Origin of the sequence: Moheibacter sp. (assembly GCF_049672845.1) — a bacterium.
GTDB lineage: Bacteria > Bacteroidota > Bacteroidia > Flavobacteriales > Weeksellaceae > Moheibacter.
Genome location: NZ_JBATWT010000023.1, coordinates 469,261 through 486,670, shown reverse-complemented (window position 1 = coordinate 486,670; position 17,410 = coordinate 469,261). Strand labels below are relative to the sequence as shown.

17 protein-coding genes and 1 tRNA gene are annotated in these 17,410 nt (G+C 38.6%); 9 read left to right on the top strand and 9 right to left on the bottom strand.

Going from position 1 to position 17,410, the window contains the following annotated elements:
• Positions 1-4: 4 nt before the first annotated feature.
• Genes WBF63_RS09925 through aroA form a run of 3 tightly spaced genes read left to right on the top strand, consistent with a single transcriptional unit; the run spans position 5 to position 3,525 of the window.
• Positions 5-1,951: a DUF3857 domain-containing protein gene (locus WBF63_RS09925; RefSeq protein WP_424369560.1), complete on the top strand. Its 1,947-nt coding sequence runs from the start codon at positions 5-7 to the stop codon at positions 1,949-1,951.
• 3 nt (positions 1,952-1,954) lie between these two features.
• Positions 1,955-2,281 carry a nucleotide pyrophosphohydrolase gene (locus WBF63_RS09920; protein WP_424369559.1) on the top strand — a complete coding sequence of 109 codons (327 nt, stop codon included), beginning with the start codon at positions 1,955-1,957 and terminating at the stop codon, positions 2,279-2,281.
• A 14-nt stretch (positions 2,282-2,295) separates the two neighbouring features.
• Complete coding sequence (aroA, locus tag WBF63_RS09915; RefSeq protein WP_424369558.1) at positions 2,296-3,525, top strand: 3-phosphoshikimate 1-carboxyvinyltransferase; 1,230 nt, start codon at positions 2,296-2,298, stop codon at positions 3,523-3,525.
• Between the two features lie 50 nt (positions 3,526-3,575).
• Here aroA and WBF63_RS09910 read toward each other — a convergent pair whose 3' ends face one another.
• The 3 genes from WBF63_RS09910 to WBF63_RS09900 form a co-directional block, all read right to left on the bottom strand.
• Positions 3,576-4,043 (bottom strand): DUF6702 family protein, encoded by a 468-nt coding sequence (locus WBF63_RS09910; protein ID WP_424369557.1) that lies wholly within the window; start codon positions 4,041-4,043, stop codon positions 3,576-3,578.
• Positions 4,044-4,136: 93 nt separating this feature from the next.
• Positions 4,137-4,586 carry a hypothetical protein gene (locus tag WBF63_RS09905; RefSeq protein ID WP_424369556.1) on the bottom strand — a complete coding sequence of 150 codons (450 nt, stop codon included), beginning with the start codon at positions 4,584-4,586 and terminating at the stop codon, positions 4,137-4,139.
• A gap of 114 nt (positions 4,587-4,700) precedes the next feature.
• A complete protein-coding gene (locus WBF63_RS09900; RefSeq protein WP_424369555.1) occupies positions 4,701-5,066 on the bottom strand; it encodes a DUF3127 domain-containing protein in 366 nt (121 codons plus the stop codon).
• Positions 5,067-5,169: 103 nt separating this feature from the next.
• On the opposite strand from WBF63_RS09900, the gene WBF63_RS09895 reads away from it, so the two are divergent.
• A tRNA-Leu gene (locus tag WBF63_RS09895) sits at positions 5,170-5,251 on the top strand.
• Between the two features lie 115 nt (positions 5,252-5,366).
• Here the strand turns inward: WBF63_RS09895 and WBF63_RS09890 are convergent.
• Positions 5,367-6,125 (bottom strand): T9SS type A sorting domain-containing protein, encoded by a 759-nt coding sequence (locus WBF63_RS09890; RefSeq protein ID WP_424369554.1) that lies wholly within the window; start codon positions 6,123-6,125, stop codon positions 5,367-5,369.
• A gap of 112 nt (positions 6,126-6,237) precedes the next feature.
• Between WBF63_RS09890 and WBF63_RS09885 the strand changes: the two genes are divergently transcribed.
• On the top strand, positions 6,238-8,403 hold the full coding sequence (locus WBF63_RS09885; protein WP_424369553.1) for a TonB-dependent receptor plug domain-containing protein: 2,166 nt from the start codon (positions 6,238-6,240) through the stop codon (positions 8,401-8,403).
• An 11-nt stretch (positions 8,404-8,414) separates the two neighbouring features.
• Positions 8,415-9,509, top strand: coding sequence for an HmuY family protein (locus WBF63_RS09880; RefSeq protein WP_424369552.1), 1,095 nt, complete (start codon positions 8,415-8,417; stop codon positions 9,507-9,509).
• A 42-nt stretch (positions 9,510-9,551) separates the two neighbouring features.
• Here WBF63_RS09880 and WBF63_RS09875 read toward each other — a convergent pair whose 3' ends face one another.
• A complete protein-coding gene (locus WBF63_RS09875) occupies positions 9,552-10,010 on the bottom strand; it encodes a DinB family protein (protein WP_424369551.1) in 459 nt (152 codons plus the stop codon).
• A 128-nt stretch (positions 10,011-10,138) separates the two neighbouring features.
• Between WBF63_RS09875 and WBF63_RS09870 the strand changes: the two genes are divergently transcribed.
• The 3 genes from WBF63_RS09870 to WBF63_RS09860 all read left to right on the top strand — a co-directional run bounded on the left by WBF63_RS09870 (position 10,139) and on the right by WBF63_RS09860 (position 12,352).
• Positions 10,139-11,239, top strand: a complete 1,101-nt coding sequence (locus WBF63_RS09870; RefSeq protein WP_424369550.1) for an Mrp/NBP35 family ATP-binding protein — start codon at positions 10,139-10,141, stop codon at positions 11,237-11,239.
• A gap of 14 nt (positions 11,240-11,253) precedes the next feature.
• Positions 11,254-11,511, top strand: coding sequence for a NifU family protein (locus WBF63_RS09865; RefSeq protein ID WP_424369549.1), 258 nt, complete (start codon positions 11,254-11,256; stop codon positions 11,509-11,511).
• 70 nt (positions 11,512-11,581) lie between these two features.
• Positions 11,582-12,352 carry a DUF3108 domain-containing protein gene (locus WBF63_RS09860; protein ID WP_424369548.1) on the top strand — a complete coding sequence of 257 codons (771 nt, stop codon included), beginning with the start codon at positions 11,582-11,584 and terminating at the stop codon, positions 12,350-12,352.
• Between the two features lie 69 nt (positions 12,353-12,421).
• On the opposite strand, the gene WBF63_RS09855 is transcribed toward WBF63_RS09860, so the two are convergent.
• The 4 genes from WBF63_RS09855 to WBF63_RS09840 all read right to left on the bottom strand — a co-directional run bounded on the left by WBF63_RS09855 (position 12,422) and on the right by WBF63_RS09840 (position 17,305).
• Complete coding sequence (locus WBF63_RS09855) at positions 12,422-12,838, bottom strand: hypothetical protein (RefSeq protein WP_424369547.1); 417 nt, start codon at positions 12,836-12,838, stop codon at positions 12,422-12,424.
• A gap of 84 nt (positions 12,839-12,922) precedes the next feature.
• Positions 12,923-15,331, bottom strand: coding sequence for a TonB-dependent receptor (locus WBF63_RS09850; RefSeq protein WP_424369546.1), 2,409 nt, complete (start codon positions 15,329-15,331; stop codon positions 12,923-12,925).
• A gap of 113 nt (positions 15,332-15,444) precedes the next feature.
• Complete coding sequence (gene nadC, locus WBF63_RS09845) at positions 15,445-16,308, bottom strand: carboxylating nicotinate-nucleotide diphosphorylase (RefSeq protein ID WP_424369545.1); 864 nt, start codon at positions 16,306-16,308, stop codon at positions 15,445-15,447.
• A 70-nt stretch (positions 16,309-16,378) separates the two neighbouring features.
• Positions 16,379-17,305 (bottom strand): malate dehydrogenase, encoded by a 927-nt coding sequence (locus tag WBF63_RS09840; protein ID WP_424369544.1) that lies wholly within the window; start codon positions 17,303-17,305, stop codon positions 16,379-16,381.
• Positions 17,306-17,410 lie beyond the last annotated feature (105 nt).

Here is a 17,410-nt window from a genome sequence, read left to right as displayed (position 1 = left end):
ACACATGAAAACCAAATTTACACTATTGTTTTTATTGATAATCACTGCGGCTTCAGCGCAAGATTATCGTTATGGGAAAGTCAGCAAAGAAGAATTATCAAAAGAAGAAAGTAGCATTGATCCGGAAGCTGCCGGCGAAATTCTTTATGAAAAAGCCTATATGAAACTTGAGATTTCTGAGGTTGACGGAAAATTTTATCTTACAAAAGAAGTGGAAGGACGTATCAAGGTTTATGATAAGGACAATTTAGCCAATAAATTTTTACAACAGGAAGTAGCAATGTATGCACCGAATTCGACACGGGAAAAACTTCTGAACTTTCGCGGTTCAACGTATAATCTTGATAATGGTAAAATTGTCGAAACCAAAGTAAGAAATTCAGATATTTTCAAAGAAAGAAAAAACAAATATTGGGAAACTGAAAAATTTGCTTTTCCCGCTGTGCAGAATGGATCGGTGTTGGAATACAAATACACGGTAACTTCTCCATATACACGCGACATCGGCAGATGGTATTTCCAACAGGAAATACCGGTTCTGAGAAGTGAATATACTTTTCAAAGACCCGAATTTTTTGTGTACAGCACTGATGAGCGAGGTGAACTCCGGGGACGTGTAAACACTAGTACAAAGAAAGCCCATGGCTGGAATTTTGACAATTTACATACCGAACATATTTTTGAAAACGTAAAACCATTACGTAAAGAACCATTTGTCTTTAATCCAAACAACCTGAAATCATCGGTTCGATATGAACTTATGAAATTTGAACATCCCGGATTTATTTCAGAAAATTATGCGACAACCTGGGCACAGATTGGAAAAGATTTAATGAATGATAGTAAGTTTGGTGGACAATTGAAAGGAAACGCATTTCTGGATGAAACTGTGAATAACATCACTTCGGCTATGTCAACTCCCGCTGAAAAAATGCAGGCGATTTTCCAATATGTAAAATCCAATTACACCTGGAATAATTTTTATTCATTTACAACTGATTCAGGAATTCGGACTACATTTAAAGATAAAACCGGAAATGCGGCCGACATCAACCTCATGCTGGTTTCAATGTTACAAAAAGCCGGGCTAAATGCAGATCCCGTAGCTTTGAGTACGGTACAAAACCTGATGGTGAATTACACTTTCCCCTCTGTTACCAGTCTTGATTTTGTGATTGCCTGTGTGGAAATAAATAATGGACTGTACCTGATGGATGCAACTGAAAAATACAGTAATATCAATATGCTTCCGCTTCGCGACCTCAATCACCGTGGATTCCGAATTCTGAGCAACGGAAATGTCCAAGAAATTCAACTGACAAATAGTTCACTTAGTACTACAAAAGAATTGTTGAATATTTCCCTATCGCCTGACGGAAAAATATCTGGTACTTATGCCGACACCAAAGATCAGTACTTTGCCATGACCGATAGAATGAGCCAGCTTGAAGACCCAAAAGGTTTTGAAGAATCTTATCTGGACAACTATACTTTTGATATAGAAAACTTCAAAATCGATGAGAGTAAGGATAAAAGTTCCCTTCGCTACAGCTTTAAATTTTCAGATGTTCAGGCAGCAGATATCGTAGGCAATAAAATGATTATCAATCCGTTACTCTTTACACAACTGAAAGAGAATTCTTTTAAACACGATACAAGAAACTATCCTTTGGAATTTGGAACCGCAATATCCAAAAGTAAAATCATTAAAATTAAAATTCCTGAAGGATACAAAGTGGAATCGCTCCCGACAGAAAAACAGTTTGTGGTAGATGGAAACGTAGCCGGGTATGTTTACAAGATTGAAGAAAAAGACGGGCATATCCTTCTGACCTCTCTTTATGAAATTGCTTATAGTTTTTTACCGGCCAATTATTATAAGCTGATGAAAGACTTTGAAAACAAACAAATCAATGCAGAAAATCAGGATATTGTTTTCGTAAAACTATAAAAAATGAACATCAAAGTACTACAAAAAGACGTTGACGACTGGATTCAGAACCATGGCGTTCGCTATTTCAATGAACTGACCAATATGGCGCAACTCACAGAAGAAGTAGGGGAAGTTGCACGGATTATTGCCCGTCGCTATGGGGAACAGTCTGAAAAAGAGTCCGATAAACAAAAAGATTTGGGCGAAGAATTGGCCGATGTGCTTTTTGTAGTGCTTTGCCTTGCCAATCAAACAGGTGTGGATTTGGATTCGGCATTTTATAAAAAACTAAATATCAAAACGGAACGCGATCATGACCGTCATCAAAACAATGAAAAGCTGAAATAACCGCAAGAAAACTGATGGGTAAATCTATATTTCTAAACAAAGTCAGTCCGAATGTTTCAGGTGAAATTTCCATCGGCGGTTCAAAAAGCGAGAGCAATCGGCTTTTGGTGCTGAATTCCTTGTTTGAGAATCCGATTCAAATGCAAAACCTTTCCAATTCAGAAGATACACAACTTCTGCAAAAAGCTTTGAACAATCATTCTTCCGAAATAGACATTCACCACGCCGGGACCGCTATGCGGTTTCTAACTGCTTATTTTTCAATTCAGGACGGCAAAGAAACTATCCTGACAGGTTCGGAAAGAATGAAACAACGTCCGATCGGTATTTTGGTCGAAGCATTGCGTTCACTGGGAGCCGAAATTAATTATCTGGAAAAAGAAGGATTTCCACCCTTGAGAATAGCTGGACGAAAATTAGAAAATAATTTTGTCGAACTAAATGCCGACGTCAGCAGTCAGTTTATCACTGCTTTGATGTTGATTGCGCCCAAACTCCCAAACGGGTTGAAAATCCAGCTTAACGGGAAAATCACCTCACTTCCTTATTTGGAAATGAGCCTTTCTATGCTCAGAAAATCCGGAATTGATACAAAAAGAAACCAAAATATAATTGAAGTTCCGCCTGTTTCAGAAATACCAAAACAGGAATGGATCATCGAATCCGACTGGAGTTCGGCTTCCTATTTTTATTCGGTTGCGGCTTTGTCCAATCAGGCTGAACTCAAACTGAGTTCTTTCTTTGAAGACAGTTTGCAAGGTGATGCGGAAGTCCGAAACATTTACCGGAAATATTTCGGGGTTGAAACTAAATTCGAAGGAAATAAAATAATTCTTTCCAAAAAAAATCATCCCGATTTTGATTTAATCGAACTGGATTTGAACACCACGCCCGACATCGCCCAAACCATTGCTGCAACCTGTGCAGGACTAAAAATCAAATGCAAACTAACTGGTTTGGAAACCTTAAAAGTAAAAGAAACCGACCGTTTAAATGCTCTCCAAAACGAACTCCAAAAGTTGGGAGCCGAAACTTCGGTAACGAATGATTCTTTGGAAATAATGCGTTTTTCCGAAACAATTGAAACTCCAAAAATCAAAACTTACAGCGACCACCGTATGGCTCTGAGTTTTGCGCCATTGGCTTTGATTCGGGATATTGAAATTGAAAACCCCGAAGTAGTAGAGAAATCTTATCCGAATTTTTGGAAGGATTTATCCAAAATCGAATTCATCAAGGCATAAAAAAGTCCCACACATTGGTGAGACTAAATTATTTGAATAATTATAAATTCTTAAAAAATTACTTTTCCGGTTTCGTTGCCTTTCTTGGCTGTGAAACTTTTCCGTACACCATTTACATCAAAAGTCACCAGATTTTGCTGGTCGGAAAAAGAACTAATTAACATGGAGTTTTTAATTTCTATTTCCTTGATGTCCTTTATATTATCCGCTTTCAGATACAATCTTGTAGATTTATCGTTGGTTTGTGAGCCGACATAAGTCAGCGATACCACAGTTCCGTTTACACGCACCACAAGGTTTGAATTGGCATAAGCCCGGGCTTTGTTGTCAAAACTGTCTTTGGAATTTACACTTGCGCCTACTGCCGTTTCCAGATCGGATGTAAAAAATTTGGCAGTCAGCTTCAAGGTTCCGTTTTCAAATTCTACTTTGGTTGTGGAAGCATGAAAATCCTGTGAAAAAGCAAAACCGCAAAGTCCGATGGTAAACAGCAAGATTATCAATTTTAAATTTTTCATACGCTTTGATTTACATAATTTCTTGATTTACAAAGTCAATGCCAAAACCCGGAAGGCGATGTTAAAGTAGTAAATCCCTGCAATTTATAAAAATTAATTCTTTTCGCTGATTTTCTCGATTTCCGACAAATCTTTTTGCAAATTAGTCCAAACTTTTTTACCTCTTGAACGTACCCCGGGCGAGCATCCGGGTTCTTCCAAAACAAATTCAACTGCGGATTTCAGTTCGGGTTTTAGTTCCGGGTAATATTCGGTGATATTGTACAAAACAGTTGCCGCAAAAGCACGCACCGCAATATCTTCCGCTGGATTCATCAGAAGTCCAAAAACACGGTCATAAACACCGCCTCTTTCTTCTTCCGGAATTTCACAGAATTGTAAAATACGAAGAATATTTCGCTTCAAAGAACTTCTTAAATCGGTTTTGTATAAATGTTCAATCAGCTGATTGATGTAAGGAGTGATGAGTTCCGGATGTTTGTCAAAACTCATAGAAACAGTGTGTGCCGCTCTTTGCGGCACACGATAGTCTTTTGTTTCCATAAAAAAGCAATTCATCAATTCCTCAAATCTTTTTTCATCTTTTCCGATGAAATTTATGATTTCAAGCGAATTTTCTTTGCTGTGGTGATTTTCTAATTGCCGGAAAATATCCATTTAGAAAGGCAGATCGTCCGGTTCTTTTGAATCAGAATAATCATTTGTTACCGGAGGCAGTTCTGCATATTGATTCAGGGAAGGAGCATCTCCGCCGACTTTTTCAATTCTCCATCCGGAAATACTGTTGAAATATTTCGCTACTCCTTCCGGGTTGATCCATTCTCTTCCTCTGATGTTGATTGAAATTTTCACTTCATCACCTATTGACAAAGGATTCAACAAATCGATTTTGTCCTGGGTAAATTCGATCAAAATATCTTGGGGATATTGTTCTTGTGTTGTAATTACCATTTCCTTCTTGCGAAACCCACTGTTAAAGGTCTGTTCTTCAAAAATTTTCTTAATTCTTCCGCTTATTTCCATTTCAAATTCGTTTTGTACAAAAGTACTGGAATTTGGTAGAAGCAAAAAATTCGCGAAATAAAATTTGTAAAAAAAGATTTTAGTGTATATTTGCAGTCCTTTTGCGGGCGTGGTGGAATTGGTAGACACGCCAGACTTAGGATCTGGTGCCGCGAGGTGTGGGAGTTCGAGTCTCCCCGCCCGCACTTTAAAAGCAGAAAGTTTGACTTTCTGCTTTTTTTATGGCTAATTTTTAAGTTTAGTTCATAAAAAACCGCCTCAAATGAGACGGTTTCTGTTTTGAATTATTTCAATAGAAATTTATTTTTTCACAACTTTCAAGGTTTCCACACCTTTTTCAGTGATAACCTGAACCACATAAACGCCCGATTTCAAACCAGACACATTTACATTAGTATTTTTTCCGTTCAATTTCACATTCTGAATCAATTGACCTGTTGTGCTGAAGATTTTCACTTCCTGAATGTTTTGGTCTGAATTCAGATTTAACTGGTTTACAACCGGATTTGGATAAGCCTGAACTTTTGCAGTCTGAATGTCATTAACACCTGCTACAGCAGCTTGCAAAGTAAAATTGTCAATTCCCGCTGCGCTATGAGGTGCTACTGTAGAAATTTTCATTGCAATATATTTAGCTTCACCTGAAAAGCTTACCGGAATCTCAATTGTTTGAAAATCATTATCCAGTGCAACTGCTTCGCTTACCGCTACATAAGAAGAAGTATCTTCATTTGAAGTCAATGTTCCTACCTCAACTGTAACACCTTCTGGTTGCTCACCTGCAAGTGAAAAAGTCCCTGCGTCGAAAGTCAATACGTAATCACCATTTACAATTTCAGGAGAAATCAGGAACATACTGATGTTTGGACTCATAAAGCTATAGAAGGTCACGTTTTCTTCTGCGTAAACCATCCCTCCATTACTTACTGTTTTCCAACATGGATCAATTTCTGACCAAGTGTCGAAGTTTTCGTTTATTTCATTTACGGCTTCACATTGTGCAGAAGCAAAAATTGCTATAAAAGCAAAAAACAAAGAAAATATACTTTTTTTCATCATTTAATTTTTTGATTAATACTTGATTTTTATCACGGTGCAAATATAATTTTTATTTGGATTTAGTCTAAATAAATTAGTAGTTTTGCCCCGGTTTCTAACAAAAATCATATTTATGAAGAAAATCTGGGGTAGTTGCTTAGTAATTTTAATTTGCTCGCAATTTGCTTATGCTCAACAAAATGAGCCTGTTGATTCGACTGAAATTGTCGGACTTGAAGATGTAGTAATTACGGGGCAGTTCTCTGCACAATCTGTGGACAAATCCATTTATCAGGTGGAAGTAATTAGTTCCGAAGATATAAAAAATCAGGCAGGAAACACTATTGCTGACGTTCTGAACCAAAACCTCAACATTCAGATAAATCCAAGTAGCGGTTCCGGAGATTCCCAAATTACAATGATGGGACTGAATGGAAGTTATGTGAAAGTTTTGGTAGATAATATTCCTTTGGTTTCGGATTCGGGATTTGGTAATAATATAGATTTGACCAAAATTAATTTGGACAATGTCGAACGAATTGAAATCGTGAAAGGCGCGATGGGTGTGGATTATGGAAACAATGCTTTGGCGGGGATTATCAACATTATCACCAAAAAGACTGCAAAATCTGATTGGAAAATCAATTTTATGGTTCAGGAAGAAACCGTAGGAAAAGAATATGACTGGTACGAAGATGGTGGCGTGGGAAAAGGAAAGGGCCGACATATACAAGCGCTGGATGTAAGCAAAAAAATCTCAAACAACTGGTACATTAATGCCGGTGTCAACCGAAATGATTTTCAAGGTTTTTGGGGCGTTAAAAAAGGAAAAAAATATTTTGAGCAGGACAATAATCGGGGATATGAATGGCTTCCCAAAGAACAATGGAACACCTATGGTTCACTCCATTTCAAAAAAGGAAACTTCAGTGCGTTTTATAAGTTGAGTTATTTATCGGAAGAAATCAACAAATATGATTCGATTGTAAAATCCCGTGTTTTTCCGGGCGGAGAAAGAACTTTCTTTGCTTCTGATCGGGATTATTTCACCCAAAGATGGACGCATCATTTGAATTTGAATGCCAAATTATTTAATCAAATTAAGTACAACGGCGATTTCTCTTACCAAACCCAAGAGAGAAAATTCCAGGATTATGAATATGATATTCCGGCAAGAACGGAAACTTTGAGAAAAGACGAAAACATTTATTTGTCCACCAAAGCCTACTATTCCAGAGGAACTTTTACCAATTTCACCAACCGAAAAGATCTGGATTACCAGTTGGGATATGAATTGGATTTCAACAAAGGTTTTGCCAATGCTTTTGCAGACTCTTTCGTTTTTGATGAGAATTTGGACAAAGAAATCGGGTCGTATGCCGGATTTGTTTCAGCGGAGATTCACACAAATTCAGGACTTTCATTACGTCCGGGATTCAGAGCGAGCTTCAGTAATAAATTCAAGCCTCAGTTTAGTTATTCCTTAAGTTCCAAATATGATCTGACCAATCATTCTTCCATACGAGCGGTCATCGGAACAGCGAATCGCTATCCGGATTTTACTGAATTATACACCTATCAGGTGGACAGTAACCACAATATTTTGGGTGATGAGAACTTAACGCCGGAAAACGGTTATTCGACTTCCATTCAGTGGAACAACAGAAGCCGATTTGGAAATTTCAGAATGGAGAATAACGTCACTACACTTTATTTGGATGTCGATGATAAAATTGATTTGGTGAATTTTGGCGGTGCGAATTACAAATTTATGAACATCGACAAATACAAAACTTGGGGCGTTTCTACGGATCATCGTTTTACCTGGAACCGTTTAAGTTTAGGTTTGGGCGCTTCTTTATTTGGAGAATCCCAGACTTTGAGTAGTCAAACTTATTCGACTGATCAAAAAACAGAAGATGAATATCGTTATCATTTTCAGGGAAATGCTTCATTGAATTATCAGATACCCAATTGGGCGACGACTTTTTCAATTTATTACAAATACACAGGAAAATCATCTCAGTTCATTGTGGATTACGAAAACAGTACGCAAGAAAACACCTATTTCACTCTGGCCAAAAGAGACGATTTCAATATGTTGGACGCCTCTATCCGAAAAGGCTTTTACGATGACCGTTTTGAAGTCACAATCGGAGCAAGAAATATCTTGGATGTAACTTCAATCGATGACGATGCCTACATCGGGCAAGGTCATACCGGAACGGGTGGCGGAAATGTTCAACTTTTTTACGGTCGATCATACTTTTTAAAACTAGTTTACAATCTTGAATTTTAATCATTTAAATAATGAAAAACATATTTTTAACACTAACAGCCGGAATTCTTTTTATCACTACTTCTTGTTTGAAAGAAGACGACGAAAACATCCTTATACCACCACTCGAAGGCGCAACTGTAGCCCCGGAAGTAGGCGGAGCTGCCCAACCCAATCAAGTTTGGATTGATTTATCCAATCCTGACAATCCCTCTACTTCTACATTGCGCACCAATTGGGACTTGGGTTTTTACAACGGAAATGAATTCCGTGTTATCCTGAACAATTCCATTCTGATGGCTGCCGCAGCCATTGAATCAAATGATATTGACGCAGTCGGGCAAAGTGATTTTTCTTCGCTTGTCAATATTTTGGATCCTGCCGCCGGTTGGTCTGAAGAATACATTGATGATGTAAGTGGAAATTTCCTTGGAGAAAACGGAACTGCGATCGATGCAATCAGTCTTGATACAAATGAAAACAAAGTTTATCTGATTAAACTTGGTTATGATACCTATCAGGGAAATGACATTCCGCCCTATTCTGTCTATACAATTGGAGAGGCGCGCGGATATAAAAAAGTCCGAATTTTAAGAGAAGGCGCAAATGCTTATAAAATTCAATATGCTGATCTGGATGCCAGCACTCATTCTGAATTCATTGTGGAAAAAAATGATTCCCATAATTTTTCATTCTTTAGTTTCAATACAGAAAGTTTAGCTCAAATTCAACCCGAAAAGAAAAACTGGGATTTCTGTTTTACCATTTTTAACAATGTGATTGAAGGATTTGGAACCTATACTTTCCCCGATTTTATTTTAACCAATACCCAAGATGGCGTAAAAACGTATCAAATTACAACCACGGCTCTTACGTTGGAAGCTGATTATAATAATTTCACTAAAAACGATGTGGACGAATCGCTGTTTACTTCAGATGATCACCGAAACATAGGCGGAACTTGGCGTTCTACTGTTTCCGGGACTACTTCTACTCCTGTTGTCCATGGTGATCGATTCTATGTTTTAAAAGATCCAGACGGAGTTCTTTATAAAATCCGTTTTCTAAGTATGTTAGATGAAAACAATATGCGCGGCTATCCGACATTTGAATACGAACCACTTTAATGTTTTATATTGAAAGTCCTGATTAAGTCAGGGCTTTCTTTTTTACAGAATATTTTTACTCAACGCCATCACATAACCCAAATGAAGGGATTCATGCAGATTATTGAAACGAATGGCGTCTTCAATGGTTTCCAGATGAATTCCAAAACTGGTTTGATACGGACGATAATAGGATAGGTTTTCGGCAAAATAATCTTTTCTAAGTCTGACTTGTGTTGATTGGAGAAGCTTAATCAGCGTTCGCACATCATCTTCGGATACATTCTGATCACCAAAAGTTCCTTTTTTGAAACGCATCACCCAATCATTTTCCACCAGCATTTCATTATCAGAAAGATAATAGGTCATCAATTGTTGCGTAACGAGCGCATGGGCACAATTCCAAAAAATGTGATTTTTAAAACCCATGGGAATAAAAGTCAGGCGTTTTAGGTCATAATTGAGTAAGTAATCAATAAAGTGCTGACGGATTTGAGCCAAATCTTCAAAATGCTTTTCCATAGGTTAACTTATTAATTGTCAAAATTAAAAAACATTCGACACAATAAAGAACTTCATAATGAAAATCATCATCCACCATTTTTTAAACCACCTTTAAATCCGTAAATTTGTAGTTTAATTTAAAAGAAATGAGCAATCTGAAAAATCAAGCCATTGGTTTACTGGAAGAACTTGGAGTTGAGAAATGGATGAAAAACATTCAGGTAATAGGTGATGAAATCATCCTAGACATTGTTTCTCATTCGCCGGCGATGCATGAACGAAAACGTTTGGAACAGGCGTTAAAAGCAGCATTTGCAGAACAGCTTCCCCAAGCCAACTTGAAATTAAATATATTAGTTGAAACGAAAGAAAAGTTACCCGAAATCAAAGGAAACGAAATTCCGGGGGTGAAAAATATTGTAGCTATTTCATCAGGAAAAGGTGGCGTTGGAAAATCAACTGTTTCTGCTAATCTCGCGATTAGTCTACAAAAGATGGGCTTCAAAGTCGGGCTTTTGGATGCGGATATTTACGGTCCTTCTATGCCTACGATGTTTGATGTGGAAGGCGCTCAACCGCACTCGGTTCAAGTGGATGGAAAGTCCAAAATGAAACCGATTGAAAGTTATGGGATTAAGTTATTATCCATCGGATTTTTTGCCGGAACCGACCAAGCAGTGGTTTGGAGAGGTCCCATGGCGGCCAAAGCTTTGAATCAAATGATCCGCGACGCACATTGGGGCGAGCTTGATTTTCTACTGATAGATTTACCTCCGGGAACTGGTGATATTCACCTGTCCATCGTTCAGCAAATTCCAATTACGGGTGCTGTAATTGTGAGTACACCGCAAAACATCGCTTTGGCTGATGCGAGAAAAGGCGTTGCGATGTTCAAAATGGAAGCGATCAATGTTCCGGTACTGGGAATCATTGAAAACATGGCGTATTTCACACCGGCTGAATTACCTGAAAATAAATATTATATTTTTGGACAAAATGGTGCGAAAAACCTTTCGGAAAAATTAGACGTTCCATTTTTAGGAGAAATTCCTTTGGTTCAAAGCATTCGAGAAGCGGCGGATGTCGGTCGTCCGGCAGCATTGCAGGACAACACTCCTGTTTCGAATAATTATGAGAAGATTACTCAGAATATGATTGTAAGTCTGGTGGAAAGAAATGATACACTTCCTCCCACTGAAGCCGTGAGAATCACCACAATGGCCGGTTGTTCGGCAGTTAAAAAATAATTAACTTTGTAAGTATGGAAAATGAAAATTTAATCCAAAGAATTGAAAGCGCTCTGGCAGAGATTCGTCCTTTTTTGAACAATGATGGCGGCGACATAGAGTTGGTTTCAGTTGAAAACGACGTGGTAAATGTCAGACTTACAGGAACTTGCACTTACTGCACTATCAACCAGATGACTTTGAAATCGGGAGTGGAAATGACCATTAAAAAGTATGCGCCAGAGATCAGCAAAGTGATTAATCTCGATTCTGTAACGCCTACAATTAGTTAAAAATCAACACCTCTCACAAAACTCCGGATTTTGGCAAACTGTTTGTTTAAATAAGCGCAAAACCAACTCAATGAAGAAAATTTTCTTGTTTCTGATTGTTTCTGTTACGCTTATGTCCTTTATGGGAAGCAGTTCGCATAATTTTAAGAGCGGAGAATACCTTCAATACCGAATTCATTATGGATTATTGAACGCCGGTTTTGCTTCACTTGAAATTAAATCTACCACACACGATGGCAGACCCCATTTTCACGTTATAGGCGAAGGCTCTTCTTCAGGCGCTGTAAGGGCTTTTTACAAGGTGGATGACCGATATGAGAGTTTCTTTGATCAGGAAACAAATAAACCTTCAAAATTCATCAGAAACATCAGTGAAGGCGGATATACGCGCGATCAGATTTTCACATTTGACCATGATAAGAAAGTTGTGAGAATCAATGACAGAAAAGAACAGAAAATCTCTTATAAAGAATTTGAAGGCAACGTTCAGGATCTGTTGTCGGCTTTTTATTATTTAAGAAGTTATGATACCGACAACTTAAAAACAGGGGATTTCATCAACCTGAATATTTTTATGACCGATGATACTTACCGTTTCAGGCTAAAGATTTTGGGAAGAGAAACGATGAATACCCGATTCGGAAAAATCAAAACCATCAAAATCCGTCCTTATGTACAGTCCGGACGTGTTTTTAAGGAGTCAGAAAGTGTAACCATGTGGGTTAGTGATGACAAAAACCATATTCCGATTCAGATCAAAGCAGAACTTACGGTGGGTTCTTTGAAAGCGGATTTACACAGTTATAAAAACAATAAATACACACTTCATTTTACGAAGTAATTTATTTTAGAAGAAAAGAAAAAGCCATCTCGGTTGAACCGACATGGCTTTGTTGATTTTATAAAAAGTTTAACCCAACCAGGCATCCCAAGGAATTCTTGAAACAACACAGGCCAGAGCCAAAAGTGCCAGAATTGCGGGTGCCATTTTTACGGTTTCCGATTTCTTAAGTTTTGAATTGGCTACTGTAATCAACACGACTGCAGCAAACATCATCAGCGGATGTTCCATCGCGTAAAGTCGATTGGTAGGATCTTTCATGGTGTCCCCCGACCATTGCGCATAGGGTGAAACAAAGTACAAAAGTACTCCGATGATGAGTTGAATGTGAAAAGTCAGTGTGGTAAAGAAGCTCAGTTTGGTAATGAAATTATTTCTTGCTTTTTTGTTGATGGCATAATAGCCAATCATCACAAAAAATAAAACGCCAGCCAGCAAGGTCAGATAGGCCCAACCGCTGTGAAAATTTTGTAAAAACTTGTACATAAGAATTGCTTTTTGATTGCTACACAAAAATAAAAAAAGCCGCTCAGGACTGAGCGACTTTCTGTATTTTATAATGATACTAAATTAGAAATTGAACTGGATTCCTGCGTTAACAGTTCTCCCGATTCCCCATCCGTATCCGAATGCATCTTTAGTGATGATGTATTGCGTGTTGGCAAGGTTTTTAACGTTACCTCTCAAACGTACAGATTGCTTACCGAATCTCAATTCGTAAGTTACACCTGCATCAAACAATGCAAACGGAGCAACTTCGTCTTGCTTATCTACAGCAGCATCAAATGTGATGGGATCCACAACCGCAAACATACTTGCATAGTAGTTCATATCTAAGTCAAAAGAAAGGCCTCTGCATACTTCAAACTGAGTTCCCCAACCAAAAGTAAACTGAGCTGCTTCCGCCACTCTGGCACCAGACAAATCTCTTTCACCTAATTCAGTCAATTGGAAAGTTTCGTTGTCTCTTTCCATTATTCTGGATATTCCATCATATTGCCAGTCACCGTAAGAAGCATAACCTCTTAAAGTCCATTTTCTGGATAATTTAGCCATGAAGTCAACTTCAACACCTTTATGTACTTGTGTTACATTTGGGAATATATTGGTATAATCAGGACCTTTTTCAGATGCTCTGGTTTCAAAACGGTTCGCCCATTCTGTATGATACAAGTTCACATTAATTTTCAAAGCTCTTGTGTTATAACGGTATCCAACTTCAAATCCAGTGATTTCCTCGTTGTCCACCTCCGGCTCATACAAATCAACTGTGTTAGGAACAAAGATATTATCCAAGAATGGCTGACGTGAGTAGAATCCTGCGTTACCAAATACAGTATGTTCGCTGTTGAACTGATAAGCCAAACCTCCTTTGATGTTATATCCGATTTTATTTACTTTCTCAGACTCTGCTTCTGTTGCATAATTCCATCTGTCCAATTTCACATAAGATTGGTTGGAAACCGCTCCCTGAACAAATGCAGAGAAACCTCCCATTGCAAATTCAAACTGACCAAATCCACCCTGATAGTTGATTTTTTCAGAGTTGTCATAAGCTACTCTTTGGTCTTCGCTTGCGCTGTTGAACAAAGCACTCCAAGGATCAGCTTCAAAAGCTTCCGTTACGATATGCGAACTTGCACCATCATATGATCTTGTATCCTGCCATCCGTTCAATCCTAAATAGTTTACCACTTGTCTGTAGTGATCTCCTTTGTAGAAACGTAAGTCAGCTCCAACGTTGAAAGTAAAATATTCGTTGATATCGTAGTTCAAATTTGTTACAGCACCATACCAGAAGTGGTTGTTTACAGAAGCTCTGATAGCTCCGTTTTTAAATCCGCCACCATTGTTACCGATTCCGTCATCGTCAGCAAGGTTATTGGCATAAATCTGATCGAAATCTATCTCTCCACTATCATTCAACAAATTTGTAGTATTGCTTGAGCTACCCAAGTTTCCGGTTCCTCCACCTCTACCCAAAGAAGCGTAAACCACTGTAGACAAAGACAAATCATTGTTGATCGTCCAGTCCCAGTTCAAGTTAGCAACTGGTTTATGGTAATAGTTTCTTCTGAAGTTAAGTGCTTCACCATCAAGAAACCCGTAAGTATTGTTGTATTTTTTACCAAATCCACCTTCAGCTCCACGATCCCACTGAGAAGGAGATTTTGTAGAATAATTCTGATCATGCCACTGTGGCGCACCAAAAATCATCAAGTTCAAGTTGTGACGATCTGTTGGCTGGTATCCAACTGAGAAGAAATAACTCTGTCCCTGACCTGCTGTTCCTCTTGCAAATTTTCTGTGCCCTTGCCAATAGTCAAGCAACATAGAGAATCCCCATTTACCTTTCAGACCAGTGTCATAAGCAACTGTTCCTTTGAAATAACTATCGTTACCCATTACGAAACGCGCCATACCACCTTGTTGTTTTTCTGTCGCTTTGGTTACGATGTTCACCGTACCACCCACAGAAGAAATCGCCAATTTAGAAGAACCCAAACCTCTTTGAATCTGGATTACGTTGGCAACGTCAGTCATAGAGCTCCAGTTAGACCAATACATATTACCGTCTTCCATACCGTTAATCGGCTGACCGTTCAATAAGTAAGCGGTGTTGGACTGATCAAATCCACGTAAAAACATTTTGGAATCCCCAAATCCACCTGATTGACCTGCAACGTATACAGATGGAGTGTTTTTCAGAATTTCTGGAAACTCAACATTTCCAACTGCTTTGTCCTGAATTTCTTGTTTCGTAATAGTCGAAACCGCTACCGGAGTTTTTCTGTCCTCCTCAAGGTCGATAATTCCTTTACCGACGATTACCGTTTCGGTAAGTAAGATATCATCGTCCAATTCTGTTGAATCGACGATAGAATCCTGAACTTCAGGATCTACCTGTGCATAAGTTAAAGTAGCGCCGCCTATCATAAACAGGAATGCTGCCTTTAAAAAAGTAGAGTTTTGCCTCATAACAATAATGTTTTATAATTACGGGGCAAAGTTGCGAACAGTTCTTATTATAATTGTTAACTGTCTGTTAATTTTATTAACTTGATTTCAACTTTTTATATGAAATAAATCATTTATCTGACGGCTTTTAAGCTCAAATCCTTATTGGCAGCAGAATGGATGATGGCGCCTGATGAAATATAATCTACTCCTGTTTCGGCTACTTGTCGGATGGTTTCGAGCGTAATTCCACCCGAAGCTTCGGTTTTACATCTGCCATTGATAAATTTTACCGCCTCACGCATCTCGTCGTAACTCATATTGTCCAACATAATGACATCAACAAGATTGGTAGCCAATGCTTCTTTTACCTCATCCAGATTACGGGTTTCGACTTCTATTTTTAAATGGGTATAATAATGATCCAAATATTTACTCACCGATTCCACCGCTTGGGTAATCCCACCCGCATAATCATTATGATTGTCTTTCAACATCACCATATCATAAAGCCCATAACGATGATTATATGCGCCTCCAATGTAAACGGCCCATTTCTCACACATCCTGAAATTCGGAGTCGTTTTTCGAGTATCCAGAATTCGCACGCCGGTTCCTTCCACAGCTTTTACCATTTGGTGGGCAAGTGTCGCAATTCCGCTCATTCTTTGCATACAATTCAACACCAAACGCTCCGATGTTAAAATCGAACGTGCCGAGCCTTTCACTTTCATCGCAATATCTCCTTTCAAGGCTTGTTGACCATCCTGCATTAATACTTCAACCTGAAGTTTGGAATCGAAAAACTTGAAAATTTCAATGGCAAGTTCCACTCCGGCCAAAACACAATCTTCCTTGACCAATAATTCGGCTTCTTCCTGAAGATGTTCCGGCACACTGCCCAAAGTCGAATGGTCACCATCGCCTACATCTTCTTTAAAAGCTTCGGATATAAAATGTCTCAACCTTAGATCGGTTACATATTCGGGTCTTTTCATAATGCAGAAATAAAAAACGGTGACTCCGAATCCGGACAGCCACCGCCAAATTTATTATTTTTAATTGAATTTAAAATTTCAAATCGCCGTTCACCTCACGAACTGCTTGGGCAGCCGTTGCAAACTTTTCTTTTTCAGCATCGGTAAGCGTAATATCCACGATTTTTTCTACACCGTTTTTCCCGATGATCGCCGGAACGCCTAAACAAATATCAGATTCTCCGTATTCGCCATTCAACATCAACGAACAAGGAATCATCTTTTTCTGGTCACATAAAATCGACTGAACCAAAACCGAAACTGCCGCACCCGGTGCATACCAAGCCGAAGTTCCCAAAAGTTTGGTCAGGGTTGCCCCACCGACTTTGGTTTCTTCCACTACATAATTTTGTTGCTCTTCATTCAAAAATTCAGAAACCGGAACTCCGTTTCTCGTTGCTTTTGAAATCAAAGGAACCATTCCCGTGTCAGAATGCGCCGCGATGACCATTCCGTCCACATCAGAAATCGGACAGTCAAGTGCTTCCGCTAAACGATATTTGAAACGAGCCGAATCCAGAGCTCCACCCATTCCGATGATTCTTTCCTTTGGCAATCCCGAAGTTTTATGCACCAAATATGCCATCGTATCCATCGGATTGGAAACCACAATGATGATTACATCAGGCGAATGTTTGATCAAATTTTCGGTTACATCTTTTACAATTCCGGCATTGATACCGATCAATTCTTCGCGTGTCATTCCCGGTTTTCTTGGAATTCCCGAAGTAATTACGGCTACTTTTGAACCGGCTGTTTTGGAATAATCTCCGGTCGTTCCGCTGATTTTTGTATCAAATCCGTTCAACGAAGCAGTCTGCATCAAATCCATGGCTTTCCCCTCGGCAAATCCTTCTTTGATATCCACCAAAACGACTTCTGAAGCGAAATTTTTCATTGCAATATATTCGGCACAACTTGCGCCTACTGCTCCTGCTCCTACAACAGTTACTTTCATGATATGTGTGATTTTTTAAATTAATTTTAGGGTTGTAAATATAATTAATTCATCCCAAACTATCTGATTTCAGACTATGATTGTTTTCAGATTCAAGTTTTTATG